Here is a 24367-nt window from a genome sequence, read left to right on the forward strand (position 1 = left end):
TGGCGCGCATCACGAATTCGGGTTTGATTTCACGGAGCGTCCTGCATGTCCGGCAATACCTATGGCAAGTTGTTCACTGTCACCACCGCTGGCGAAAGCCATGGTCCGGCGTTGGTCGCCATTGTCGACGGCTGCCCGCCGGGCCTGGAGATCTCCCTCGAAGACCTGCAGCGCGACCTCGATCGACGCAAGCCGGGCACCAGCCGCCACACCACCCAGCGTCAGGAAGCCGACGAAGTCGAAATCCTCTCCGGCGTGTTCGAAGGGCGCACCACCGGTTGCTCGATCGGCCTGTTGATCCGCAACACCGACCAGAAGTCCAAGGACTACTCGGCGATCAAGGATCTGTTCCGCCCGGCGCACGCCGACTACACCTACCACCACAAATACGGTGAGCGCGATTATCGCGGCGGCGGACGCAGCTCGGCGCGCGAAACCGCCATGCGCGTGGCGGCCGGGGCGATTGCGAAGAAATTCCTCGCCACCCAAGGCATTGTCATCCGTGGCTACATGAGCCAGCTCGGTCCGATCGAAATCCCGTTCAAGACCTGGGATTCGGTGGAACAGAACGCGTTCTTCAGCCCGGACCCGGACAAGGTGCCGGAGCTGGAAGCCTACATGGACCAGTTGCGCCGCGATCAGGACTCGGTCGGGGCGAAGATCACCGTAGTCGCCGAAGGCGTGATGCCGGGCCTCGGCGAGCCGATTTTCGACCGCCTCGACGCTGAACTGGCGCATGCGCTGATGAGCATCAACGCGGTGAAAGGCGTGGAAATCGGCGCCGGTTTCGCCTGCGTCGCCCAGCGCGGCACCGAGCATCGTGATGAACTGACCCCGGAAGGTTTCCTCAGCAACAATGCTGGCGGCATCCTCGGCGGCATCTCGTCGGGTCAGCCGATCGTCGCGCATCTGGCATTGAAACCGACGTCGAGCATCACCACCCCGGGCCGTTCGATCGACATTCACGGCAACCCGGTAGACGTGATCACCAAGGGCCGCCATGACCCGTGCGTCGGCATCCGCGCCACGCCGATTGCCGAAGCGATGATGGCCATCGTGTTGATGGACCACCTGCTGCGTCACCGTGGGCAGAACGCCGACGTGCGCGTCAGCACCCCGGTGCTGGGTCAGCTTTGATGGTTGATCGCCAAGCCGTCGCGGCCTGACCGTGGCGGCGCTCCCGTACTGGCGGCTGTCCAGTTTCTATCTGTTCTATTTCGCCTTGCTCGGTTCGACAGCGCCGTTTCTGGCGCTGTACTTCGATCATCTCGGGTTCAGCGCCGCGCGCATCGGCGAACTGGTGGCGATCCCGATGCTGATGCGCTGCGTGGCGCCGAACATCTGGGGCTGGCTCGGTGACTACACCGGCAAACGCCTGGCCATCGTGCGCTTCGGCGCAGTGTGCACGCTGCTGACGTTCTCGCTGATTTTCGTCAGCAAGACCTACGCCTGGCTGGCGATGGTCATGGCGTTGCACGCGTTCTTCTGGCACGCGGTGCTGCCGCAGTTCGAAGTCATCACCCTCGCGCACTTGCAGGGGCAAACCGCGCGCTACAGCCAGATTCGCCTGTGGGGCTCGATCGGTTTCATCATCACCGTGGTCGCGCTGGGGCGCTTGTTCGAATGGCTGAGCCTCGACATCTACCCGGCGGCGCTGGTGCTGATCATGGCCGGCATCGTCCTCAGCAGCCTGTGGGTGCCGAACGCGCAACCCCCGCAAGGTAACCGGCCAAGCGGCGAAGGTTTCCTCAAGCAGTTGCGCAGCCCTGGTGTGCTGGCGTTTTACGCCTGCGTCGCGCTGATGCAGATGAGCCACGGCCCGTATTACACGTTTCTGACCTTGCACCTTGAACGCCTCGGTTACACACGCGGCACAATCGGCATGCTCTGGGCCGTGGGCGTGGTCGCCGAGGTGCTGATGTTCATGGCGATGAGCCGGATTCTCGTGCGCTTTTCATTGCGTCGGGTGCTGATGGCGAGTTTTCTGCTGGCGGCGCTGCGCTGGTTGCTGCTAGGTTCGTTCGCCGAATTCCTCTGGGTACTGTTGTTGGCCCAGGTGCTGCACGCGGCTACCTTCGGCAGCTTTCATGCGGCTGCCATCGCGTTCGTGCAACGTAGCTTCGGTGCGCGTCAGCAAGGTCAGGGTCAGGCGTTGTACGCGGCGCTGGCCGGCACCGGTGGCGCGCTGGGCGCGTTGTATTCCGGTTACAGCTGGAATGCCCTCGGCGCGACATTGACCTTTAGTATTGCCAGTCTCGCGGCGCTCGCTGCTGCCGTTATCATTGCCACACGTATGCAAGAGGACAGGCCATGAGCCTTACGCGTGAACAGCTCGCCCAGCAGATCGTCGACGCCGGGCGTTTTCTTTATGGTCGCGGCTGGTCGCCGGCCACCAGCAGCAATTACTCGACGCGCCTGTCGCCGAGCGAAGCGCTGCTGACCGTGTCCGGCAAGCACAAGGGCCAGTTGGGCCTGGACGATGTGCTCGCCACGGATCTTTCCGGCAACAGCCTTGAACCGGGCAAAAAGCCGTCCGCCGAAACCCTGCTGCACACCCAGCTCTATAGCTGGCGCGCGGAAATCGGTGCGGTGCTGCACACCCATTCGGTGAACGCCACGGTCCTGTCGCGGCTGACACCGCAAGACTTTATCGAGTTCGAAGACTACGAACTGCAAAAAGCCTTCAGCGGCATCTCCACCCACGAATCGCGGGTGCGCGTGCCGATCTTCGACAACGATCAGGACATTGCGCGCCTCGCCGCCAAGGTGCAGCCTTGGCTCGACGCCCATCCCGATTGCGTCGGTTACCTGATTCGCGGCCACGGCCTCTACACCTGGGGCGCGCAGATGAGCGATGCCCTGCGGCAGATCGAGGCTTTTGAATTTCTGTTTGAATGCGAGTTGAAAACCCGCAGCGTCATGAACCGCCAAGGCTGACTTCACCCGAAGCCGCCCATTTGCCTGATGAAATGCACTGCCCGACCGGTCTGCAAGAACCGGACGGCAAGGCCGTTACCGAGGAATTGCCCATGAGCAGCCTGTCCGTTTATCACGTATCCAGCCCCGAGATTCCGAACAAGGTGCTGACCCATTTCGAAGACATCGCCTCGACGCTCGCCGAGCAGGGCGTACGCTTCGACCGCTGGCAAGCCGCGACGAAGATCCAGCCCGGTGCCAGCCAGGAAGAGGTGATCAGCGCCTATCAGGAGCAGATCGACAAGCTGATGACCGAGCGCGGTTACATCACCGTCGATGTGGTCAGCCTCAACAGCGATCACCCGCAAAAAGCCGAGCTGCGCGCCAAGTTCCTTGAAGAACACCGCCATGGCGAGGACGAAGTGCGCTTTTTCGTTGCCGGTCGTGGCCTGTTTACCCTGCACATCGACGATTATGTCTACGCGGTGTTGTGCGAGAAGAACGACCTGATCTCGGTGCCGGCCGGCACCAAACACTGGTTCGACATGGGCGAGCACCCGCACTTCGTGGCGATTCGCCTGTTCAACAACCCGGAAGGCTGGGTCGCCAACTTCACCGGCGAAGACATCGCCGGGCGCTTCCCGCGTCTGGAGGACTGAGCCGATGTCGATCAAAGTCATTCTCACCGACATTGAAGGCACCACCAGCGCGGTGAGTTTCGTTTTTGATGTGCTGTTCCCGTATGCGGCCAAACACCTGCCGGATTTTGTTCGGCAGAACGCCGAACGTGCCGATGTGGCTGAGCAACTCGACGCCGTGCGCCGCGACAGCAATGCACCGCAGGCCGATGTTGAACGGGTTGTTGAAATTCTCTTGAGCTGGATCGAGGAAGATCGCAAAGCCACGCCGCTCAAAGCCTTGCAAGGCATGGTCTGGGCGCAGGGTTATCACGCCGGGCAGTTGAAAGGCCACGTTTACCCGGACGCCGTTGAAGCGCTCAAGCGCTGGCATCAGGCTGGTTATCAACTGTTTGTGTATTCGTCCGGTTCGATCCAGGCGCAGAAACTGATCTTTGGTTGTTCCGAGGCGGGGGATCTGACGCCACTGTTCAGCGGGTATTTCGACACCACCTCGGGGCCCAAGCGTGAGGCGCAGTCTTACACCAACATTCAACAGGCGCTTGGTGTCGAGCCGCAGGACATTCTGTTTCTGTCCGACATCGTTGAGGAGCTGGATGCCGCTCAATCGGCAGGCCTGAAGACCTGCGGCCTGGCGCGCGAGGGTGGGGAGCTGGGAAGCCATATCACCGTCGACAGCTTCACCGGCATCGAACCCGAAGCCTTCTAACCACACAAGTCCCTGTAGGAGCTGCGGAACGCTGCGATCTTTTGACTTTGATTTAAAAGATCAAGATCAAAAGATCGCAGCCTTCGGCAGCTCCTACATAAGCATTGCGTACAAACAAAAGGCCGTGGAGCAGATGCTTCACGGCCTTTTTTGTTTAATGCGTTTACATTTTTACAGCGAGTGATACGTCGGCAGGGCAAAACGCTGCTGGCTTTGCAGCATTGCAATCTGCGGCAGTTCACTGGCTTCTTCTGCCAGGTCACGACGGATGGCGCTGATTGCCCACGACAGTTGGTCGGCGTTGTGCATTTGCTGGTAGGTCAAGGCGCGCTTGAACACTTTGCCTTCGCTGCTGCGCAAGGTCAGCAAAATTCCGCCATCAGGACGCGGTGCAGTGGTGACGTTGAAGTTGGAGAACAGGGAGGTAAATTTTTCTTGAATCAGGCTCATGTCTTTCAGCTCCGTATGCACTTGAAGGGCAAGCATGCAGAGGAGGTTGCAGCGATTGTGCCAGCATTTGAAAAATAAAAAATCCTTTAAAATCAATGGTTTAAAAATAATGAAATTTGCACGGGTCGTGCAAACTGCATGAATGGCCATCGTGCATCCTGCATTTTGCGGGATTCTCTTCAGTTGGACGGAACCAAATGGCAAAGGCGCAATCTCCGCTGCCAGGCATGAGCGGGCGGATACAAAACATTGCAAAAACCGCGTGTACAGCTTGAGAAGCGCTGTCGTATTTTCGATCCCGACCTTGCCCGCAACGCAGGTCATGCCACGGCCCGAACAATAAGAAACCGGCCAGCCAGGTCGAACGGGGAACTGCCATGCGTCACGCGCCGAGCGACACGATTACCTGGAGCATGATGCTCCGCAAACTGCCGACAATCGCCAAAGCCATCCCGCGGATGGTCAAGGGCATGAAAGTCGCCAACGTCACGGATCCGACCCAAACGTGTGGCCTCGGCTGGACCTTCGAGCAGGCAACCCTGCGTAACCCTGAAGGTCTGGCGATCCTGCAGGACAACGTCTTGCTGACTTACGCGCAGGTCAACCAATGGGCCAATCGCATCGCCCACTATTTGAGTGCGCAGGGTATCGGCAAGGGCGATGTGGTCGCGGTGTTCATTGAAAACCGGCCGGAACTGCTGGTGACCATTCTGGCGCTGGCCAAGCTCGGTGCCGTTAGCGCATTGCTCAACACCTCGCAGACTCGCGATACGCTGATTCACAGCATCAATCTGGTGGCACCAGTGGCGATCGTGCTCGGTGAAGAATTGCAGCCGGCGTTTGCCGCGATCCGCGAGCAGGTGTCGATCCCGGCGCAGCGCACCTGGTTTATCGCTGACCGCGACACCTACAGCCACCCGGGCATTGCGCCCGAGGGCTACCTCAACCTGATCAGTGCCAGTGCCGATGCGTCCGGTGACAACCCGCCCAGCAGCGGCGAAGTGTTCTTCAACGATCCGTGTTTTTACATCTACACCTCCGGCACCACCGGTCTGCCCAAGGCCGGGGTGTTCAAACACGGTCGCTGGATGCGCAGTTCGGCCAGCTTCGGCATGATCGCCCTGAACATGACGCCCGACGACGTCGTCTATTGCACTTTGCCGCTGTACCACGCCACGGGGCTCTGCGTGTGCTGGGGCTCGGCGATCAACGGTGCTTCCGGGTTCGCCATCCGCCGCAAGTTCAGCGCCAGCCAGTTCTGGCCGGACGTGCGTCGCTATAACGCGACCACCCTCGGGTATGTCGGCGAATTGTGCCGCTATCTGGTCGATCAACCACCCAGCGCCGATGACAGCCGTCACGCCGTGCGCAAGATGATCGGCAACGGCTTGCGTCCCGGCGCCTGGGCCGAGTTCAAGACCCGGTTTGCCGTCGAGCACATCTGCGAGCTGTACGCGGCGAGTGACGGCAATATCGGCTTCAGCAACATTCTCAACTTCGACAACACCATTGGTTTCTCGCTGATGGCCTGGGAACTGGTGGCATACGACCACGACAGCGGGCAGCCGCTGCGCAGCGCCAACGGCTTCATGCGCAAGGTCGGCAAGGGCGAGCAGGGCTTGCTGCTGGCACGGATCGATGAAAAGGCCCCGCTGGACGGTTACACCGACCCAGAGAAAACCGCCAGAGTGGTGCTACATGATGTGTTCAGCAAGGGCGACCGCTTCTTCAATACCGGCGACTTGCTGCGCAATATCGGTTTCGGCCATGCGCAGTTTGTCGATCGCCTCGGCGATACCTACCGCTGGAAGGGCGAAAACGTCTCGACCACGGAAGTGGAAAACCTGTTGTTGCAGCATCCGCACATTTCCGAGGCGGTGGCCTACGGTGTGGAAGTGCGCAACACCAACGGTCGCGCCGGGATGGCCGCCATTACGCCCGCCGAGTCACTGGCGACCCTGGATTTCACTGAATTGCTCGCATTCGCCCGTCAGCGCATGCCGGCCTATGCGGTGCCGCTGTTCCTGCGGGTGAAGGTGAAAATGGAAACCACCGGGACGTTCAAATACCAGAAGACCCGTTTGAAAAACGAGGGCTTCGACCCCGCCCAGACGGGGGATGACCCAATCTATGCCTGGTTGCCCGGCACTCAGACTTACGTGCAGGTGACGGATCAGGTGCTGACCGATATTCATCAGGGCAAGTACCGCTATTGAGATTGGCTATGGCCGGACTTGAGAAAAAGGGGGTGACAGCTATCGTCGCGCTCGGGAAACTGTCGGCTTTGCGAATAACCGAAAGTGGAGTTGCCCATGTCTGACCAAAGCCGCCAGATGACCCCTGAAGAAGCTGCCGAATTCACCGAGCAGGTTTTCAACAAGGCGCGCGAAGGTGATGCGCTGATGCTTGATCGGCTGATCAGCGCCGGTTTGCCGGTGAACCTGAAAAACAGCAAGGGCGACACGCTCTTGATGCTCGCCAGTTACTACGGCCACGTCGACGCGGTGCAGGTGCTGCTCAAGCACAAGGCCGACCCGGAAATGCGCAACGGCAACGGCCAGAGCCCGATTGCCGGTGCCGCGTTCAAAGGCGATCTGGCGGTGGTCAAGGCGCTGGTGGAGGCGGGCGCCGAGATCGAAGGTTCGTCCTTTGACGGGCGCACGGCGTTGATGATGGCGGCGATGTTCAACCGCGTTGAAATCGTCGATTACCTGATCGGCAAAGGCGCGGATCCGCAAGCCAAAGATGCCAATGGCATCACCGCGCTGGATGCGGCGCGGACCATGGGGGCGGTCGATACCACGGCGCAGCTGGAAAAACTGCTGGCCTGAGGCTGTCGAGATTCTGTGGCGAGGGAGCTTGCTCCCGCTCCAGTGCGTAGCGCTGGTAAAAATGGTGAGGCCACTGTTTTTGGGCCGCTTCGCGCCCCAGCGGGAGCAAGCTCCCTCGCCACATTGTTCTGTGTGCAGCCGGAGGTCGCAATGCGCTATCCTTCGCGCCCTCGAAATTCACCTTCGCCACAGGATCCGCCGTCATGAAAGCCGCACTCGTCGAACTCATCAGCAAAATCAGCTCCGGCTGCATGGGCGAGGACGAGATCCTGAACGTGGCCGACGAAGCGGCGCAGGCCTACGCCGATGCCGATGCGTTCCTCGCGGCCAACCCGGACATCAACTACGACGACACCTTCCCGATTCCGCTGGGGGAGTGGGTGGTGGTCGGCAGCCTGCCGGACACCGTGCTGTTCCAGGCCGACACCTACGTTGACCTGTTCGCGCAGATCGTCGCCTCGTTTGGCCCGGGCGTCGAATTCAACCTCAAGCCCAAGCAACTGGCCAAGACCGAGGCACTGACCGCACTCAACCGCATTCAGGTGCAGATGAGCAGCCTGAACAAGGAAAACGGCGGTTACACGCTGATGAACTTCAGTCAGCTGCTCGATGACGAGCTGCAAGTGGTGCTGGTCTACGGCAACGACGTGCCACGAGTGCTGGAGCTGTGTGCCGAAGTCGGCATCACGGCGGCGCCGTCCCTGGAAGCGCTGAAAGTCGCCGTTCACGTCTGAACGCAATAAAAGGGAACCCTTCGCGCGACCGTCTATCCTAAAAGTGCATGCCACTAATCTGGAGTGACACCATGGGTTCCACGTTCAACGGGCTGATTGGCCTGATCATTCTTGCCCTCGACATCTGGGCCATTATCAACGTACTGAAAAGCGGTGCCGAGACCGGGATGAAAATCCTCTGGGTCCTGCTGATTATCCTCCTGCCGGTGCTGGGTCTGATCATCTGGGCGATTGCCGGGCCGCGGGGCAATGTGCGGGTCTGACCACAACTTTGAATGCACCCCATAACCTGTGGGAGCTGGCTTGCCAGCGATAGCATCGCAGCGGTTTCACTGAGAGTCCGCGTCGTCTGCATCGCTGGCAAGCCAGCTCCCACAAGGTTATGTGGATTGTCGATGAACAGAGGTTCGACCTGTTATCTTAGGCAACGTAGAATGCGCGCCTTTCCCGGGCAATCGTCCCCACGATCGACGCCCGCGCATTCATCGGAGCACTTGACCATGACCGTCACCAAGACCAGCGAGTACCTGGAAACCCTCTACGAAGGCTACGGCCAGCGTTTTCGCATGGAAAAACTGCTGCACGAAGTGCGCACCGAACATCAACACCTGGTGATCTTCCAGAACCCGCGTATGGGTCGGGTGATGGCGCTGGACGGCGTGATCCAGACCACCGAAGCCGACGAATTCATCTACCACGAAATGCTCACCCACGTGCCGATCCTCGCCCACGGCACAGCCAAGCGCGTGCTGATCATCGGCGGCGGTGACGGTGGCATGCTGCGCGAAGTGACCAAACACGCCAGCGTCGAGCACATCACCATGGTCGAGATCGACGGCACCGTGGTCGACATGTGCAAGGAATTTCTGCCGAACCACTCCAAGGGCGCCTATGACGATCCACGCCTGAATCTGGTGATCGACGACGGCATGCGTTTCGTCGCCACCACCACGGAAAAATTCGACGTGATCATCTCTGACTCCACCGACCCGATCGGTCCGGGCGAAGTGCTGTTCTCGGAGAACTTCTACCAGGCCTGTCACCGTTGCCTGAACGAAGGCGGAATCCTCGTGACCCAGAACGGCACGCCGTTCATGCAGATCGATGAAGTCAAAACCACCGCCGGTCGCCTGCGCAGCCTGTTCCCGGACTGGCACTTCTATCAAGCGGCCGTGCCGACCTACATCGGCGGTTCGATGACCTTCGCCTGGGGCTCGACCAACCCGGCCTACCGCAAGCTGAGCCGTGAAACCTTGCAGCAGCGCTTCATCGGCAGCGGCATCGTCACCCGCTACTACAACCCGGAAATCCACATCGGCGCGTTCGCGCTGCCACAGTACGTGCTGCAGGCGATCAACAAGCCAAGCAACGACTGACCAGGTCGATGGATTCCTTGTGGCGAGGGAGCTTGCTCCCGCTTGAGTGCGCAGCACTCACAAAATCTGCGATTTCTAAATATTTTGGGGCCGCTTCGCAGCCCAGCGGGAGCAAGCTCCCTCGCCACAAAATTTTCCAGCCATGAAAATGATGTTTTTTTCATGTTCGTGCGCCGCAATCCTTTTGAACGATCAATCTCGCCAAAAGTCGAGATAGTAGTAAGCCCATTTGCGGGTTTGATCGAGGAGGCACCGATGCAAAAGTGGAAAGTCACTTTCGTGGACGATCATGGTGAAATTGTCGATGAGGTGTTCGAGCGCGCGGAATGCCCCAGTGACGACGAGGCTGCACGCCTGATCAAGGAACGGCTCCTGCCGGTGGCCGCCAAACTGGATCTGAACGATCTGGAAGGGCGAACCCCTGATGCTGGCGTCAAAAGCCTCGAAACGCAGAACAGCATCAAGATCCGCAGCATCACTCCAATCTGAAAATCTTCCTTTCATCCGAAACAACCAGGCCTTGGCAGCAGCTCTATCTTGGGGCTACTCTGCAAGCGAGATCAGCGAACGAATCGCTAAGGTCTGGTCTTGTCAGCTACATGCTTGTTTCCCGCCGGCAACCGGTTTGCCGAAGTACTTCTGGCCTGTAAGGCCCGGGGCGGGAATACGGAAAGTCTATCCATCTATCCGAGGGGGACGTTTCATGAGCACAGCCTATCAAGAAGACATCAGCAGCAACGTACTGCGCCGCATGAAAGAAGGCGGTTTCGACTTTTCCCGGTTCCATCCCATCGAGTTCTACGCCATTTTCCCGGACGAGGAGCGGGCGCGCAGGGCGGCGGGCAAATTTCGTGGTGAATCCATCAATGCCCAGGTCAGTGCGCGCGAAGATGGCGCCTGGTCACTGGAACTGAGCAAAGTGATGCACGCGACCTATGACGACATTGGCGATTTCGAGCAGGGCTTTTCTGCCGTGGTCGAGCCGCTGGGCGGCATCATCGAAGGCTGGGGCGTCAAGCAGGAGGTGCGCAACCGCCATCGTCTGAACTGATCTCTGGTTTCAGGTATTGAGCAACGGCTGACCTTCGGGTTGGCCGTTGTCGTTTTCAAAGATCAAAAGATCGCAGCCTCCGGCAGCTTCTGCACCAATCACCTGCAGGAGCTGCTGGAGGCTGCGATCTTTTGCTTTTTACTTTCAAAACATTTCAGAAAGGCAAAAAAAAGCCACCGGAGAGGGTGGCTAAAAGGGAAGACCGATAAGGAGAGGAAACCGGTCAGGGTTACGGCCTGCGGGGACTGCGTGGGCAGTCCGGATCAGTGGAGCTGAAGTCTTCAGTGGGAAGGTTTTCAGCGAATGCGCCGATTATCCGCAGCCCGGCGCAAGCAGTGAAATCAACTCTGACTATGCTGGTGATAGGCGATGCAGTGCGTCGCAATGAAGCGGGGGCAATCCTGTTGGAGCATTTGCCGCACAGGAATGGTGCGGTGCTTGCGGCTTGATTATCCAACCGATTGAAATCAAAGCGTTTATGCCGATGGCACGGGCCTTGCGAAGGCCTGTAGGTCCGGGTGACAAGGAGTACGGCATGATCCGCACCTATTTTGATGAAATGTACGATGCCGGCGGCCAGGTTCGCCCGCATTACCGGGAGTTCGCCCGCTGGCTTGCCGACACGCCTGACGAGTTGCTGGCGCAACGGCGGCGCGAGGCCGACCTGCTGTTCCACCGGGCCGGGATCACCTTCACGCTCTATGGCGACGAGCAGGGCACCGAGCGCCTGATTCCGTTCGACACCATTCCGCGCAGCATTCCCGCCAGCGAGTGGCGGATCGTCGAGCGTGGCTGTATCCAGCGGGTCAAGGCGCTGAACATGTTCCTTGCCGACCTCTATCACGAGCAGCGCATCATCAAGGCCGGGATCATTCCCGCCGAACAGGTGCTGGCCAACGAGCAGTACCAGTTGGCGATGCAGGGCCTGGACCTGCACCGCGATATCTATTCGCATATTTCCGGCGTTGATCTGGTGCGCGACGGCGACGGCACCTACTACGTGCTCGAAGACAACCTGCGTACCCCGAGCGGCGTCAGCTACATGCTTGAAGACCGCAAGATGATGATGCGCCTGTTTCCGGAGCTGTTCGCCGCCCAGCGCATCGCGCCCATCGATCACTACCCGAACCTGTTGCTCGACACCCTGAAAAGCTCCAGCCCGATCGACGACCCGAGCGTGGTGGTACTGACGCCGGGGCGCTTCAACAGTGCGTTCTTCGAACACGCCTTTCTGGCACGGGAAATGGGCGTCGAGCTGGTGGAGGGCGCGGATCTGTTCGTGCGTGACGACAAGGTCTTCATGCGCACCACCGACGGGCCGAAAGCGGTGGACGTGATTTACCGGCGTCTCGACGACGCTTTCCTCGACCCGCTGGCGTTCCGCCCGGACTCAATGCTCGGCGTACCGGGACTGCTGTCCTCCTATCGCTCGGGCAACGTGGTGCTGGCCAACGCTATCGGCACCGGCGTGGCGGACGACAAGTCGGTGTACCCGTTTGTCACCGACATGATCCGCTTTTACCTCGACGAAGAGCCGATCCTGAAGAACGTGCCGACCTGGCAGTGCCGCAATCCCTCGGAACTTTCCCACGTACTGGCCAATCTGCCGGATCTGGTGGTCAAGGAAACCCAAGGCTCCGGCGGTTACGGAATGCTGGTGGGGCCGGCGGCGACGGCGGCGGAAATCGATGCATTCCGCGAGCGGATCAAAGCCAAACCCCACGCGTACATCGCGCAGCCGACGTTGTCACTGTCGACCTGTCCGACCTTTGTCGAAAACGGCATTGCACCACGCCATATCGACCTGCGTCCGTTTGTACTGTCTGGCCGCGAAACCCGGGTCGTGCCCGGCGGTTTGACCCGTGTCGCCCTGCGTGAAGGCTCCCTGGTGGTGAATTCCTCCCAGGGTGGCGGAACCAAGGACACCTGGGTGGTCGAGGATTGAAGGAAGCTTGCCATGTTAAGTAGAACTGCCTCGGATCTGTACTGGATGTCGCGTTACCTGGAGCGGGCGGAAAACCTCGCGCGGATGCTCGATGTCAGTTATTCGCTGTCGCTGATGCCGCAGGACGGTCGCGGCGACGGTCTGCACGAGCTGGCCATGCCGCTGCTGATTACCGGCACCCTCGACGATTACCTGGAGCGTCACGGCGAACTGCACGCCGAACGCTTGCTGCACTTTTTCGCCCTCGATGCGGCCAACCCGGCGAGCATCTACAGCTGTCTCGGCGCGGCGCGGGCCAGTGCGCACGCGGTGCGTGGACGAATCACCGCAGACATGTGGGAGAACATCAACGCCACCTGGCTGGAGATTCGCGGCATTGCCGAGCAGGGGCTCAGCCGTTACGGCATGAGCCGTTTCTGCGAGTGGATCAAGGAGCGCTCGCACCTGTTCCGGGGCGCGTCCTACGGCACGATCATGCGCAACGATGCGTTCCGCTTCATTCGCCTGGGCACCTTCATCGAGCGTGCAGACAACACGCTGCGCCTGCTCGATGCGCGCTACGAAATGGCTGGCGATCAGGCCGAGGCCGTCAGTGACGGCACCGCCCACGCTTACTATCAATGGAGTGCGCTGCTGCGTGCGCTGTCGTCCTTCGAGGCCTACACCGAAATCTACCGCGACGCCCCCGGCGCCCGGCATGTCGCCGAGCTGCTGCTGTTGCGCGCCGACGTGCCGCGTTCGTTGCGTGCCTGCACCGAGGAAATCGACCAGATCCTCGCCCAGTTGCCAGGGGCCAACGGCCGTCCGGCGCAACGTCTGGCCGCTGAGATGGACGCGCGTCTGCGCTACACCGGCATCAACGAAATCCTTGCCGAAGGTCTGCACGCCTGGCTCACCGAATTCATCCCGCTGGTGCGCCAGTTGGGCAACGCGATTCACAGTTCTTACCTGGAGGCTGCATGAGACTTTCCATTAGCCACGAGACCACCTATCACTATGAAGATCAGGTGCGGGCGAGCATCCAGTATCTGCGCCTGACCCCGCACGACAGCGAGCGTCAGCACGTATTGAGCTGGCAGCTTGACCTGCCGCGACCGGTGCGCGCGCAGCTCGATCCGTTCGGCAACATCCTGCATGTGCTGACCATGGATGAACCGCACGAAGCGATCATCATCGGCGCCCGCGGCCAAGTGGATATCGACGAGTTGCGCGAGGCCGAGCATGAGAGTCAGTCGGCGCTGCCGTTCCTGCGCTTCACTCGCCTGACCGAGGCGGACGAAGCGTTGCGTACGTTTGCCGAAAAATCCTGCAAGCGGCGACGCGACCGCACCGCCCTGATCGATCTGATGCACGGCTTGAATCAGCACATGACCTACACGCCGGGCTCCACCGAAGTCGACACCAGTGCCGCCGAAGCCTTCGCCGGGCGCGCCGGGGTTTGCCAGGACCACACTCATGCCTTTCTCGCCTGTGCACGCAGCCTGGGGATCCCGTCACGCTACGTTTCCGGCTATCTGTACAGCGAGGACGCCGAGCACCTGGCCAGCCATGCCTGGGCCGAAGCATGGCTGGACGACGCCTGGTACAGCTTTGATGTGACCAACCAATTGGCCCGCCCGGAGCGCCATCTGAAACTGGCGGTGGGCCTGGATTATCTGGATGCCTGCCCGGTGCGCGGCATGCGCCGGGGAGGGGGGAGCGAGCAGATGCATGCGAAGGTGTTGGTGTCGCCGACGCCAGTCATTTCCGTGCAGCAACAGTAGATCCGGGATACCGCTATCGCTGGCAAGCCAGCTCCCACAGGTTTTGCGCTGACTCTGAATCCGCGGTAATCCTGTGGGAGCTGGCTTGCCAGCGAAGAGGCCGGTGATATCACCGCAACGCTTATGGCTTGATCTTCCGCCCAGCCATGTGCTGCAAATAGCCGATCAGTAACTGCAAATCCCCCTCCGGCAACACCTCCGCCGAAAACCCCGGCATCTTCGCCTGTGGCCACTGGCGCAAACTCTGTGGATCACGAATGTAGCGCTTGAGGAAGTCCGCGCCGAAATACTCGGTCGGGTTGTACGGAATGTTCAGGTCCGGCCCGAACTGCGCATCGCCCGCACCGTTCAAGCGGTGGCAGGCCAGGCAGTTCTTCTGGAACAGCGCAAAACCCTGATTCACCGGGTCATTCGCTTTCAGCGCGGGATCCGGCAACAGGGCAGGGAAACGTTCGGCCACTGGCGCCATGCGCTTGATGCTTGCCACCTGGAACGGCCATTGTTCCGGGCTGATATTGCCGGCCTGCGGGTCGGTCCATACCAGATAAAACGGCCCTGCGCTGTGCTTGCCTTCGGACAGCGGCGGCCACGGCTGCGCCGGGTCTTCGATCGCCAGCCAGGCCCGTGCGCTTTTGGTATTGAGCAACGGTGCAGCGCTCAGCTCGGCGGCAAAGCCGTCCAGCGCCACCGCTTGCAGATGATCGTCCGGTTTGATGCCCGTGAGCAGCGCCGCGACCGGGACGGCGCGATAAGTCATGTCCTTCTTGTAAGACACATCATTTTTGATGGTCAGGGTTTGTACCTGAGGGTGCTTGAGCAATTCCTCGGTCTGCCAGGTGTGACGAGTTGCGCCCAGCTGCAGATCCAGCTGTGCGGCAGACAAGGGCATGCTCAGCAGCATGGCCCAGAACATAATGAGCGTTTTCAAATGATCGCCGTCCATGTCGTAGGAGTGCGCAAAGGTTGGCACAGCCACGCTGGCCCGGGAAGCGTGCCAGTCACATTGTTGATGGCAATGAAATGCACCCGGCCGTTGAGTCAGCCGATGACCTTGGTCAGGTTCGGCAAAATCAGCAACAGCGTGGTGGCGAAAAGAATGAGCCCGGCTTGACGAACTTTCGGTTGTTTGAACATGGCTTGACCGCCTTTATTGTTATTTCCTGATGTTTGCCTGCATATCCATGACGGCAAACGCTGCACTTCCTGTAGAAGAACGTCGGCCCCGGCAAAACCCGACGACCCTGACGTACATGTAATACCTTAGAGCCCGCGTCACGCGCGGCTTAGATCCATTTCGTATGTATTTGCTGCTGCTGGCAATAAAAAAGACATGAGGCGTATTGCCAGCTTCTGCGCCGACCGCTTGCTAGACAACTCGCCGACCTGAACCGGTTCACCTGAGGGTGGATGACCGTCCGTCTGAGCGTGCGCGTCAACATCATTGAGCGCTGTGGTCATTGAATCCTCGACGGCGCGGGACAACAGTGAGACCACGAAATTCACTCACCGCACAGGTTCGAGGACGTCATGACCCAAGCTTTGATTTTCGATGCGCTACGTACGCCCCGTGGCAAAGGCAAGGCCGATGGCGCGCTGCACAGCGTCAAACCGGTGAATCTGGTCGCGGGCCTGTTGACTGCGCTGCAGAGCCGTACTGCGCTGGACACCAGCCAGGTCGATGACGTGGTACTCGGTTGCGTCACGCCGATTGGCGATCAAGGTTCCGATATCGCCAAAACCTCGGTGCAGGTGGCGGATTGGGACGTGAGCGTCGCCGGTGTGCAGATCAACCGCTTCTGCGCCTCCGGTCTGGAAGCGGTGAATCTCGGCGCGATGAAAGTCCGCTCCGGTTTCGAAGACCTGGTGGTGGTCGGTGGCGTCGAGTCGATGTCGCGGGTACCGATGGGCAGTGACGGCGGCGCCTGGGCGCTGGACCCGCAGACCAACCTGCACAGCCACTTCACCCCGCAGGGCGTTGGCGCGGATCTGATCGCTACCCTTGAGGGCTTCAGCCGTGAGGATGTCGATGCCTATGCGTTGCACTCGCAGCAAAAAGCTGCACGTGCCCGGGCCGACGGTTCGTTCAACAAGTCGTTGGTGCCGGTGCAGGACCAGAACGGCATCATCCTGCTCGATCACGACGAATTCATTCGCGCCGAATCGACGATGGAAGGCCTGGGCAAACTCAAGCCGAGTTTCGAAATGATCGGCCAAATGGGGTTTGATGCCACGGCGCTGCGGGTTTACAGCCACGTCGAGCGAATCAACCACGTACATACGCCGGGCAACAGCTCCGGGATCGTCGACGGTGCGGCGCTGATGTTGATCGGCTCCGAAGCCAAGGGTCGTGCGCTGGGTTTGCAGCCTCGGGCGCGTATCGTCGCCACGGCGGTGACCAGTACTGACCCGACAATCATGCTCACCGGCCCGGCGCCGGCCACCCGCAAGGCGCTGGCCAAGGCCGGTTTGCGCGTGGAAGACATCGACCTGTTCGAGGTCAACGAGGCGTTTGCTTCGGTGGTGCTCAAGTTCATCAAGGACATGGCGGTCGACCCGGACAAGGTCAACGTCAACGGCGGCTCGATCGCCATGGGCCATCCGCTGGGCGCCACCGGATGCGCGATCCTCGGCACCTTGCTCGATGAGCTGGAAACCCGGCGCCTGCGTTATGGCCTGGCGACGCTGTGCGTCGGCGGCGGCATGGGCATTGCCACCATCATCGAACGCCTTTGAGCCCCGAATTCAAGGAATCTTGTTATGAGCGAAGCCATTCGTTACGAAAAAGGTCAGGACGCCATCGTCGTGCTGACCATCGACATGCCGGGCCAGAGCGCCAACACCATGAACGCCGTATACCGCCAAGCTATGGGCGCCTGCGTTGCGCGGCTGGTGGCGGAAAAAGACAGCATTGCCGGGGTGATCATCACCTCGGCGAAGAAAACCTTCTTTGCCGGCGGCGACCTCAATGAGCTGATCAAAGTCGGTAAACCCGAGGCCAAAGCGTTCTATGACATGGTGCTGAGCCTCAAGGGGCAATTGCGCACCCTGGAAACCCTCGGCAAACCGGTGGTCGCAGCGATCAACGGTGCCGCACTCGGCGGAGGCTGGGAAATCTGCCTGGCGTGCCATCACCGGGTGGCGCTGGACGATGCGGCGGTGCAACTCGGTCTGCCGGAAGTGACCCTCGGACTGTTGCCGGGCGGCGGCGGAGTGGTGCGTATGGTGCGCATGCTCGGTATCGAAAAAGCCCTGCCGTATCTGCTCGAAGGCAAGAAGATCCGCCCACAGCAGGCGTTGCAGGCCGGTCTGATCGATGAGTTGGCGGCGGATCGTGACGAGTTGCTGGCCAAGGCGCGCGCCTGGATTATCGCCAACCCGAGCGCGGTGCAGCGCTGGGATGTGAAGGGCTACCAGATTCCCGGCGGCACGCCGTCGAATCCGAAGGTCGCGCAGATGCTGGCGATTGCGCCGTCAATCCTGCGCAGTAAAACTCAGGGCACGCTGCCCGCGCCGGAGAAAATCCTCTGCGCGGCGGTGGAGGGCGCGCAGGTCGATTTCAACACCGCGCACCTGATCGAAACCCGTTACTTCACCGAACTGACCACCGGGCAGATCTCGAAAAACCTGATCGGCACCTTCTGGTTTCAGCTCAACGAAATCAATGCCGGCGGTTCGCGGCCGCAGGGCTTTGAGCCCTATGTCACGCGCAAGGTCGGTGTACTAGGTGCGGGCATGATGGGCGCCGGGATCGCCTTCGTCAGTGCCTCGGCTGGTATCGATGTGGTGCTCAAGGACATCAACCTGGCGGCGGCCGAGAAGGGCAAGGCCCACTCGGCGGCATTGCTGGACAAGAAAGTCGCCCGTGGGCAGATGACGGCTGAAAAACGCGAGGCGGTGCTGGCGCGGATCCAGGCCAGCGAGAGCGATGCCGATCTGGCGGGTTGTGATCTGATCATCGAGGCGGTGTTCGAAGACCGTGAACTGAAGGCTAACGTCTCCTCTGCAGCGCAAAAGATTGTCGGTCCTGACGCGGTGATTGCCTCCAACACGTCAACGTTGCCGATCACCGGGCTGGCGACGGCGGTACCCGATCAGAGCAAGTTCATCGGTCTGCATTTCTTCAGCCCGGTGGACAAAATGCCGCTGGTGGAAATCATCAAGGGTGCGCAGACCAGTGCTGAAACCCTGGCGCGCGGTTTCGACTTCGTCCTGCAGATCAAGAAAACCCCGATCGTGGTCAACGACAGTCGTGGCTTCTTTACCTCGCGGGTGTTCGGCACCTTCACCAACGAAGGCATCGCCATGCTCGGCGAGGGTGTTAGCGCGCCGATGATCGAGACCGAAGCGCGCAAGGCCGGGATGCCGGTCGGGCCGCTGGCGATCTCCGACGAAGTTTCCCTCAGCCTGATGAGCCATATCCGTCAGCAAACGGCCAAGGACCTGCAAGCGGAAGGGAAACCGCTGACAGAGCATCCGGCGTTCGCTGTGATTGACTTGCTGCTCAACGAATACAAGCGCCCGGGCAAAGCCGCCGGCGGGGGCTTCTATGATTACCCGGCGGGTGGTCAGAAGCATCTGTGGCCGGAGCTGAAGACGCGTTTCGAGCAGGCCGACGGGCAGATTTCGCCGAAGGATGTGCGTGATCGTCTGCTGTTCGTGCAGGCCCTGGAAACCGTGCGCTGCGTGGAGGAGGGTGTACTGACTTCGACGGCAGATGCCAACGTCGGCTCGATCTTCGGCATTGGATTTGCCCCATGGACCGGCGGCGCATTGCAATTTATCAATCAGTACGGCGTGCAGGACTTCGTCGCACGCGCGCAGTATCTGGCCGAGCAGTACGGCGAGCGCTTTGCGCCACCGGCGTTGTTGCTGGAAAAAGCCGCGAAAGGCGAGTTGTTTTAAGTGATCGGCTGAGCGCTGCGGGGCTTGCCTTGCCGGGGTGTTTCAAGGCAGGCTCTGGGTGTTAATTATTCCCATCACGTGTCAGGTATTTTTTATGTCGCTACGCATCTGCATTCTGGAAACCGACATCCTGCGTCCGGAACTGGTCGATCAATATCAGGGTTACGGGCAGATGTTCCAGCGCCTGTTCTCGCAGCAACCGATTGCCGCCGAGTTCACCGTGTACAACGTGATGCAGGGCGAATACCCAAGCGACGATCTGACCTTCGATGCGTACCTGATCACTGGCAGCAAGGCCGATTCGTTCGGCACCGACCCGTGGATCCAGACTCTCAAGCAATACCTGCTGACTCGCTACGAGCGTGGCGACAAGCTGCTCGGCGTGTGCTTCGGCCATCAACTGCTGGCGCTGTTGCTGGGCGGCAAGAGTGAGCGCGCCACTCAGGGCTGGGGCGTCGGCACCCACAACTACAAACTGGCGGCCAAGGCACCGTGGATGAGCCCGGTGCGGGAAGAGCTGACGTTGCTGATCAGCCACCAGGATCAGGTCACGGCGTTGCCGGAAAACGCCACGGTCATTGCCTCCAGCGATTTCTGCCCGTTTGCCGCGTACCACATTAACGATCAGGTGCTGTGCTTCCAGGGCCACCCGGAATTTATCCACGACTATTCGCGGGCGCTGCTGGATCTGCGCCAGGACGCGCTGGGTTCGCAGATCTACTCGAAAGGCGTGGCTAGCCTGGAGCAGGAGCACCATGGCACCACGGTGGCGGAATGGATGATGCGGTTTGTGGCGCACAAGCCTGAGGCTGCTTGATAGCAGATCAAAAGATCGCAGCCTGCGACAGCTCCTACAGGGTGTACACCATCCCAATGTAGGAGCTGCCGCAGGCTGCGATCTTTTGCTTTTGCTTCCCTACAACCACCCCGACCTCTTGAAACTCGCCCACAAACTCACGCACCCCACCGTGATAAACCCCAGCACGGCGAAATAGCCGTAATGCCAGCTCAGCTCCGGCATGTTCTGGAAGTTCATCCCGTAAATTCCCGCCACCGCCGTCGGGAACGCCAGAATCGCCGCCCACGCAGCAAACTTGCGTTGCACCACACTTTGCCGTGACGCCTCCAGCAACACGCCGATCTCGATGGTCTGACTGGCAATGTCCGCCAGCGTCGTCAGGTCTTCCATCTGCCGCGTGACGTGAATCTGCACATCGCGGAAGTACGGGCGCATGTTCTTGTCGATGAACGGGAAGCTCAGTTTCTGCAGCTCCTCGCCAATCTCCACCATCGGCGCTGCATAACGGCGCAGGCGCAACACATCGCGGCGCAGGCCGTGAAGTTTCTGGATGTCATGCTCGTTCAACGCACTGCACAGCACGTTGCGCTCCAATTCATCAATCTCGGCATGAATCGCTTCGCCGACTGGCTGGTAGTTTTCGATCACGAAATCCAGCAGTGCATAGAGGACGAAATCTTCGCCGTGCTCGAGCAACAGCGGCCGCGCCTCACAGCGCTGGCGGACGTGCGCATAGGACGCCGAGTGGCCGTTGCGGGCGGTGATGATGTAGCCCTTGCCAGCGAAGATATGCGTTTCGATGAACTGCAAAATCCCATGCTCGCGGATCGGCGAGTAGGTGACGATAAACAAGGCGTCACCAAAGGTTTCCAGCTTTGGCCGGCTGTGTTTTTCCAGGGCATCTTCGATGGCCAGTTCGTGCAGGTTGAACTGGCGTTGCAGATTGGCCAGCTCCTGAGCGTCCGGCTCTTCCAGGCCGATCCAGACAAAATGCCCGGTTTTTGCGGCCCAGGCGGCGCCTTCGTCAAGCGTGATATTGGTGACTTTCTTACCGGCGCTGTAAACCGCAGCAGCAACAACTCGACCCATGGTGGTGGTTCACTTCTTCTTGGCAGATGGCAGGGAATACAAGGCTTCAGCTTAGCCGTGTCGCTGCTTGAGAGTCAGTGAAATCTGCACAGTTCACCCGGCAAAAGAAAACCCGCACGAGGCGGGTTGGTTTTTCACGCAGCTTGCAGCTGCTGATCCATCGCGGCGATGCACTCGCGCATCTGTTCGCGGCATTGGGACATGAGCATGGGCATGTCATCCATGGTCAGCCCGGCTGTAGGAATCGCCGGCAGCGAGCGTATGAGAATTTTCCCGCTGCGCCAGCGGTTCAGGCGCATGTGCTTGATGTAGCTGCTGACGCACACTGGCACGATCGGTACACCGGCGGCGATCGCCATCTGGAACGCACCTTTCTTGAATGGCAGCAGTTCTTCACCGAGGTTGCGCGTGCCTTCCGGGAACACCCAGATCGACGTGTCTTCGTGTTGCAAAGTGTGGGTGGTGGTGAGCATCGACTTGCGCGCCTTGTGCGCGTTCCCACGATCAATCAACACGTTGCCTGCCAGCCAGAACAGTTGCCCGAACAGCGGCACCCATTTCAGGCTCTTCTTGCCGATGCACACAGTCCGGCGGGGTACCACGTTGCCGAACACGAACAGGTCGTAGTTGGACTGATGGTTGGCCACGATCACGCAGCTGTCGGGCTTGTTCATCAACGGGCCGACTTCAGCCCTCACACGCAAACGCAAAATAAACATGGCCGGTAGCGCGTAGAGGCGGGCGCACAGTCGGCTGTTGTCCGGGTTGAACGGACGGCACAGCCCGAGGATCACGCCCAGCACGCCGGCCAGAATAAAGTGCAGGCCCATCAATAACATACGAAACACAAACAGCATTTTCAGGCCCCACCGGGACAAAAGGTGGCGCAGTGTACGGATGTGCACTGTTTTCGGCAATTGTTGCTATAGAGTGCGGAGATAGGCGATGTTTAAGCGCATGTTTCCGAGTTGATTGTCAGACCCGTGCTAGAGCAGTCGACGCTCGATCAACCAAACGCGCAAGAAAAAGCCCGACACGACGGTCGGGCTTTTCTTCGGCTCGGGAAGCGTGGGTTTAACCCAGATGCTCCTGATCCTGAATGATCGCGTTGTCGAGGGCTTCGAGCAGTGCCTTGCGCACTTTGAGCTTGGTGTTCTTGTGCGCGTTCATGTTGATCTTCTTCAGCTGACGCGCTGCTGCCAGGGCTGCGCCTTGCAGCTCTTCGGCAGTCACCACTTTGTCGAGGAAACCGGCATCCACCGCGCTTTTCGGATCAAACATCTCGCCGTTGATCACCGAACGGTGAAACGCCGAACGACGCAAGCGATCACGGGCCAGCTCGATGCCGGCGTGGTGCATGGTCATGCCGATCTGCACTTCGTTCAGGCCGATGCTGAACGGGCCCTCGACACCGATGCGGTAGTCGGCGGACAGCAGCAGGAATGCACCTTTGGCCACGGCGTGGCCTGGGCAGGCAACGATCACCGGAAACGGGTGGGACAGCAGGCGACGGGCGAGTGTCGAACCCGCAGTCACCAGCGCCACGGCTTCTTTCGGGCCGGCGGTCATCACCTTCAAGTCATAGCCGCCCGACAGAATCCCCGGCTGACCGGTAATGATCACGATGGCACGATCAGTCTTCGCCTGATCCAGCGCCGCGTTGAACGCCGCTATCACGTCCGGGGAAATGGCATTGACCTTGCCGTTGTTCAGGGTCAGGGTCGCGATACCGTCTTCGAGGTGGTAGGCAATCAACTCACTCATGACGCTATTCCTTGTAAGAAAGATGGGCAGACGTTACCCACCACCGCAGGCCAGGTAAAGCGCCGTGACTGACCCGCCAGTCACCGTTTCCGGCCGCGCCCGGCGTAGCACGCCGTTCTGCTTCTATATAGAAGGGTGGCCGTCACCAGAGATTGTCCGGTTTGCCATCGCCCTGGGTGGGTCGAAACGCCTTTATGCCTTAAGCGCATGAAAATTCTGAAAAAAAGTTTGCCATCAGAAAAGCTTTCGACTACATTAGCGCGCCTCGACAGACAGAACATGTTTGAAGAGATACGGTGAAGTGTCCGAGTGGCTTAAGGAGCACGCCTGGAAAGTGTGTATACAGGAAACTGTATCGAGAGTTCGAATCTCTCCTTCACCGCCAAATTCAGTAAACGCAAACCCCTGATTTTCCTAGAGAAAGTCGGGGGTTTGTGGTTTTTGGCGTCTGAAAAATGGCCATATGGGACTGAGATGGGAATGGGCACTGTTTTGGTGCGCAAATTGAACATTCGAAAGAGTACGTGCCTTTGTCGCCGATTAGATGAACTAGGCTTCTGCAAACCGTACTTCCGGGACGAATACCATGCCTAATGACTCAGGTTCCAACATAGCCACTGCCGATGCATTGACGCTGCTGCATAACCAGCATGCGCTGGGTGCGGCGATGGAGGAGGTCACTAAGTGGCTTTCACAGAATGGCGCAGAGACTGTTGCAGAAAATGCACTCGTGGCCATGGAGACCTTGGACACAAATGCAAAGGCGATTACTAATGCGATTATGCGGCTACGGCAGTCATAGAAAATCGTGCAGTTAGGCAGTAGTGGCCCATTTAAGGACACTCAACCCAATTGTTAGCGAAAACCGGACAGTTTAAGTCGGCTCTCAGTAGAAAAAAGGGGTAGTTTCCTACCCCTCTACCACCTAGAACTCAAACATCAACTGAGTCCAGGGGGGGCTACGATAATGCTCACACACGCTTTCCCGGTGCCCAAAGCGATTGCGGCTATAGGCGCTGACGTGGACTGTCCGGAGGTGCTGTGGTGTGCGACGCCGAACACGGCGATTTTTCGTCTCTCTCATGGTTGGTTCCTTGAAGAGGACGCCAACGCTAGACGGTCGAGAAGGAGTGCCAGCTATCCGCCGACAGCTATTACGGTATTGTAATACTATACCCAATAGCCCACACTTCCCTCACGACCTCCGCCTTTGGCATCGGTTTAGTCGTTGTAGGGTCAGTACTTGCCGGTCTTTCCCCTACAACAACGCCAGACCCTGTCCCTCGCGGGACGGGGTTTTTTGTGCCTGGCAATAAAGCCAAGCCAAAAAATCTGCTCAGTTATGGTTTCGCTGAGTGTTCGCGCATCGTATCAGCAAAGGCCAGCCAGATGGCAGCCAG

The 24367-nt window shown here is 59.6% G+C and carries 24 protein-coding genes and 1 tRNA gene; 20 read left to right on the top strand and 5 right to left on the bottom strand.

Annotated features, from left to right (window positions below):
- Window positions 1-45: 45 nt before the first annotated feature.
- The 5 genes from aroC (at window position 46) to mtnC (ending at window position 4263) form a co-directional block, all read left to right on the top strand.
- Window positions 46-1137 carry a chorismate synthase gene (aroC, locus tag OC71_RS11740; RefSeq protein WP_041068866.1) on the top strand — a complete coding sequence of 364 codons (1092 nt, stop codon included), beginning with the start codon at window positions 46-48 and terminating at the stop codon, window positions 1135-1137.
- Between the two features lie 31 nt (window positions 1138-1168).
- Complete coding sequence (locus tag OC71_RS11745) at window positions 1169-2314, top strand: MFS transporter (protein WP_041068869.1); 1146 nt, start codon at window positions 1169-1171, stop codon at window positions 2312-2314.
- Window positions 2311-2937: a methylthioribulose 1-phosphate dehydratase gene (locus tag OC71_RS11750; protein WP_041068872.1), complete on the top strand. Its 627-nt coding sequence runs from the start codon at window positions 2311-2313 to the stop codon at window positions 2935-2937. The genes OC71_RS11745 and OC71_RS11750 overlap by 4 nt, the downstream gene beginning before the upstream one ends.
- A 92-nt stretch (window positions 2938-3029) precedes the next feature.
- A complete protein-coding gene (locus OC71_RS11755) occupies window positions 3030-3575 on the top strand; it encodes an acireductone dioxygenase (protein WP_041068937.1) in 546 nt (181 codons plus the stop codon).
- Between the two features lie 4 nt (window positions 3576-3579).
- Entirely contained in the window at window positions 3580-4263 is a 684-nt protein-coding gene (mtnC, locus tag OC71_RS11760) for an acireductone synthase (protein ID WP_041068875.1), read from the top strand.
- 171 nt (window positions 4264-4434) lie between these two features.
- On the opposite strand, the gene OC71_RS28745 is transcribed toward mtnC, so the two are convergent.
- Entirely contained in the window at window positions 4435-4713 is a 279-nt protein-coding gene (locus tag OC71_RS28745) for a DUF3509 domain-containing protein (protein ID WP_027613327.1), read from the bottom strand.
- A gap of 377 nt (window positions 4714-5090) precedes the next feature.
- On the opposite strand from OC71_RS28745, the gene OC71_RS11770 reads away from it, so the two are divergent.
- The 10 genes from OC71_RS11770 to OC71_RS11820 all read left to right on the top strand — a co-directional run bounded on the left by OC71_RS11770 (window position 5091) and on the right by OC71_RS11820 (window position 14413).
- Window positions 5091-6929, top strand: a complete 1839-nt coding sequence (locus tag OC71_RS11770) for a long-chain-acyl-CoA synthetase (RefSeq protein ID WP_041068878.1) — start codon at window positions 5091-5093, stop codon at window positions 6927-6929.
- A gap of 96 nt (window positions 6930-7025) precedes the next feature.
- Window positions 7026-7544, top strand: coding sequence for an ankyrin repeat domain-containing protein (locus OC71_RS11775; RefSeq protein WP_041068881.1), 519 nt, complete (start codon window positions 7026-7028; stop codon window positions 7542-7544).
- Between the two features lie 203 nt (window positions 7545-7747).
- A complete protein-coding gene (locus OC71_RS11780; protein WP_041068884.1) occupies window positions 7748-8278 on the top strand; it encodes a hypothetical protein in 531 nt (176 codons plus the stop codon).
- Between the two features lie 71 nt (window positions 8279-8349).
- Window positions 8350-8541 carry a PLDc N-terminal domain-containing protein gene (locus tag OC71_RS11785; RefSeq protein ID WP_007960694.1) on the top strand — a complete coding sequence of 64 codons (192 nt, stop codon included), beginning with the start codon at window positions 8350-8352 and terminating at the stop codon, window positions 8539-8541.
- 237 nt (window positions 8542-8778) lie between these two features.
- Window positions 8779-9654, top strand: coding sequence for a polyamine aminopropyltransferase (gene speE / locus OC71_RS11790; protein WP_041068886.1), 876 nt, complete (start codon window positions 8779-8781; stop codon window positions 9652-9654).
- A gap of 255 nt (window positions 9655-9909) precedes the next feature.
- The gene (locus OC71_RS11795) at window positions 9910-10143 is read left to right on the top strand and encodes a hypothetical protein (protein ID WP_041068889.1); all 234 of its coding nucleotides are present in this window, start codon (window positions 9910-9912) and stop codon (window positions 10141-10143) included.
- A 214-nt stretch (window positions 10144-10357) separates the two neighbouring features.
- Entirely contained in the window at window positions 10358-10705 is a 348-nt protein-coding gene (locus OC71_RS11800; RefSeq protein ID WP_041068892.1) for a ribonuclease E inhibitor RraB, read from the top strand.
- Window positions 10706-11240: 535 nt separating this feature from the next.
- Window positions 11241-12650, top strand: coding sequence for a circularly permuted type 2 ATP-grasp protein (locus OC71_RS11810; RefSeq protein WP_041068899.1), 1410 nt, complete (start codon window positions 11241-11243; stop codon window positions 12648-12650).
- 12 nt (window positions 12651-12662) lie between these two features.
- Window positions 12663-13613 (top strand): alpha-E domain-containing protein, encoded by a 951-nt coding sequence (locus OC71_RS11815; protein WP_007960702.1) that lies wholly within the window; start codon window positions 12663-12665, stop codon window positions 13611-13613.
- On the top strand, window positions 13610-14413 hold the full coding sequence (locus OC71_RS11820) for a transglutaminase family protein (protein ID WP_041068903.1): 804 nt from the start codon (window positions 13610-13612) through the stop codon (window positions 14411-14413). Before OC71_RS11815 ends, OC71_RS11820 begins: the two co-directional genes overlap by 4 nt.
- Window positions 14414-14534: 121 nt before the next feature.
- Here OC71_RS11820 and OC71_RS11825 read toward each other — a convergent pair whose 3' ends face one another.
- On the bottom strand, window positions 14535-15356 hold the full coding sequence (locus OC71_RS11825; RefSeq protein ID WP_041068907.1) for a cytochrome c: 822 nt from the start codon (window positions 15354-15356) through the stop codon (window positions 14535-14537).
- Window positions 15357-15940: 584 nt separating this feature from the next.
- Between OC71_RS11825 and OC71_RS11830 the strand changes: the two genes are divergently transcribed.
- From OC71_RS11830 to OC71_RS11840, 3 genes are all read left to right on the top strand, one after another.
- The gene (locus tag OC71_RS11830) at window positions 15941-17146 is read left to right on the top strand and encodes an acetyl-CoA C-acetyltransferase (RefSeq protein WP_041068910.1); all 1206 of its coding nucleotides are present in this window, start codon (window positions 15941-15943) and stop codon (window positions 17144-17146) included.
- A gap of 24 nt (window positions 17147-17170) precedes the next feature.
- Window positions 17171-19315, top strand: a complete 2145-nt coding sequence (locus tag OC71_RS11835; RefSeq protein WP_041068912.1) for a 3-hydroxyacyl-CoA dehydrogenase NAD-binding domain-containing protein — start codon at window positions 17171-17173, stop codon at window positions 19313-19315.
- Window positions 19316-19409: 94 nt separating this feature from the next.
- On the top strand, window positions 19410-20132 hold the full coding sequence (locus OC71_RS11840; protein WP_041068915.1) for an amidotransferase: 723 nt from the start codon (window positions 19410-19412) through the stop codon (window positions 20130-20132).
- Between the two features lie 99 nt (window positions 20133-20231).
- Here the strand turns inward: OC71_RS11840 and OC71_RS11845 are convergent, their stop codons facing one another.
- The 3 genes from OC71_RS11845 to OC71_RS11855 all read right to left on the bottom strand — a co-directional run bounded on the left by OC71_RS11845 (window position 20232) and on the right by OC71_RS11855 (window position 22967).
- The gene (locus OC71_RS11845; protein ID WP_027613314.1) at window positions 20232-21203 is read right to left on the bottom strand and encodes a magnesium and cobalt transport protein CorA; all 972 of its coding nucleotides are present in this window, start codon (window positions 21201-21203) and stop codon (window positions 20232-20234) included.
- Between the two features lie 134 nt (window positions 21204-21337).
- A complete protein-coding gene (locus tag OC71_RS11850; RefSeq protein WP_041068918.1) occupies window positions 21338-22060 on the bottom strand; it encodes a 1-acylglycerol-3-phosphate O-acyltransferase in 723 nt (240 codons plus the stop codon).
- Window positions 22061-22277: 217 nt separating this feature from the next.
- Window positions 22278-22967: a crotonase/enoyl-CoA hydratase family protein gene (locus OC71_RS11855; protein ID WP_041068922.1), complete on the bottom strand. Its 690-nt coding sequence runs from the start codon at window positions 22965-22967 to the stop codon at window positions 22278-22280.
- 295 nt (window positions 22968-23262) lie between these two features.
- On the opposite strand from OC71_RS11855, the gene OC71_RS11860 reads away from it, so the two are divergent.
- Both OC71_RS11860 and OC71_RS28515 read left to right on the top strand, forming a co-directional pair.
- Window positions 23263-23352, top strand: a tRNA-Ser gene (locus tag OC71_RS11860).
- 201 nt (window positions 23353-23553) lie between these two features.
- A complete protein-coding gene (locus OC71_RS28515; RefSeq protein ID WP_041068925.1) occupies window positions 23554-23769 on the top strand; it encodes a hypothetical protein in 216 nt (71 codons plus the stop codon).
- The last annotated feature ends 598 nt before the right edge of the window (window positions 23770-24367 follow it).

Source organism: Pseudomonas sp. W15Feb9B, from assembly GCF_000828175.1.
Taxonomy (GTDB): Bacteria; Pseudomonadota; Gammaproteobacteria; order Pseudomonadales; family Pseudomonadaceae; genus Aquipseudomonas; species Aquipseudomonas parakoreensis.

Coding starts and splice junctions, on each gene's coding strand:
- aroC (WP_041068866.1), top strand. CDS start 46: ATGTCCGGCAATACCTATGGCAAGTTGTTCACTGTCACCACCGCTGGC.
- OC71_RS11750 (WP_041068872.1), top strand. CDS start 2,311: ATGAGCCTTACGCGTGAACAGCTCGCCCAGCAGATCGTCGACGCCGGG.
- OC71_RS11755 (WP_041068937.1), top strand. CDS start 3,030: ATGAGCAGCCTGTCCGTTTATCACGTATCCAGCCCCGAGATTCCGAAC.
- mtnC (WP_041068875.1), top strand. CDS start 3,580: ATGTCGATCAAAGTCATTCTCACCGACATTGAAGGCACCACCAGCGCG.
- OC71_RS28745 (WP_027613327.1), bottom strand. CDS start 4,713: ATGAGCCTGATTCAAGAAAAATTTACCTCCCTGTTCTCCAACTTCAAC.
- OC71_RS11770 (WP_041068878.1), top strand. CDS start 5,091: ATGCGTCACGCGCCGAGCGACACGATTACCTGGAGCATGATGCTCCGC.
- OC71_RS11775 (WP_041068881.1), top strand. CDS start 7,026: ATGTCTGACCAAAGCCGCCAGATGACCCCTGAAGAAGCTGCCGAATTC.
- OC71_RS11780 (WP_041068884.1), top strand. CDS start 7,748: ATGAAAGCCGCACTCGTCGAACTCATCAGCAAAATCAGCTCCGGCTGC.
- OC71_RS11785 (WP_007960694.1), top strand. CDS start 8,350: ATGGGTTCCACGTTCAACGGGCTGATTGGCCTGATCATTCTTGCCCTC.
- speE (WP_041068886.1), top strand. CDS start 8,779: ATGACCGTCACCAAGACCAGCGAGTACCTGGAAACCCTCTACGAAGGC.
- OC71_RS11795 (WP_041068889.1), top strand. CDS start 9,910: ATGCAAAAGTGGAAAGTCACTTTCGTGGACGATCATGGTGAAATTGTC.
- OC71_RS11800 (WP_041068892.1), top strand. CDS start 10,358: ATGAGCACAGCCTATCAAGAAGACATCAGCAGCAACGTACTGCGCCGC.
- OC71_RS11810 (WP_041068899.1), top strand. CDS start 11,241: ATGATCCGCACCTATTTTGATGAAATGTACGATGCCGGCGGCCAGGTT.
- OC71_RS11815 (WP_007960702.1), top strand. CDS start 12,663: ATGTTAAGTAGAACTGCCTCGGATCTGTACTGGATGTCGCGTTACCTG.
- OC71_RS11820 (WP_041068903.1), top strand. CDS start 13,610: ATGAGACTTTCCATTAGCCACGAGACCACCTATCACTATGAAGATCAG.
- OC71_RS11825 (WP_041068907.1), bottom strand. CDS start 15,356: ATGGACGGCGATCATTTGAAAACGCTCATTATGTTCTGGGCCATGCTG.
- OC71_RS11830 (WP_041068910.1), top strand. CDS start 15,941: ATGACCCAAGCTTTGATTTTCGATGCGCTACGTACGCCCCGTGGCAAA.
- OC71_RS11835 (WP_041068912.1), top strand. CDS start 17,171: ATGAGCGAAGCCATTCGTTACGAAAAAGGTCAGGACGCCATCGTCGTG.
- OC71_RS11840 (WP_041068915.1), top strand. CDS start 19,410: ATGTCGCTACGCATCTGCATTCTGGAAACCGACATCCTGCGTCCGGAA.
- OC71_RS11845 (WP_027613314.1), bottom strand. CDS start 21,203: ATGGGTCGAGTTGTTGCTGCTGCGGTTTACAGCGCCGGTAAGAAAGTC.
- OC71_RS11850 (WP_041068918.1), bottom strand. CDS start 22,060: ATGCTGTTTGTGTTTCGTATGTTATTGATGGGCCTGCACTTTATTCTG.
- OC71_RS11855 (WP_041068922.1), bottom strand. CDS start 22,967: ATGAGTGAGTTGATTGCCTACCACCTCGAAGACGGTATCGCGACCCTG.
- OC71_RS28515 (WP_041068925.1), top strand. CDS start 23,554: ATGCCTAATGACTCAGGTTCCAACATAGCCACTGCCGATGCATTGACG.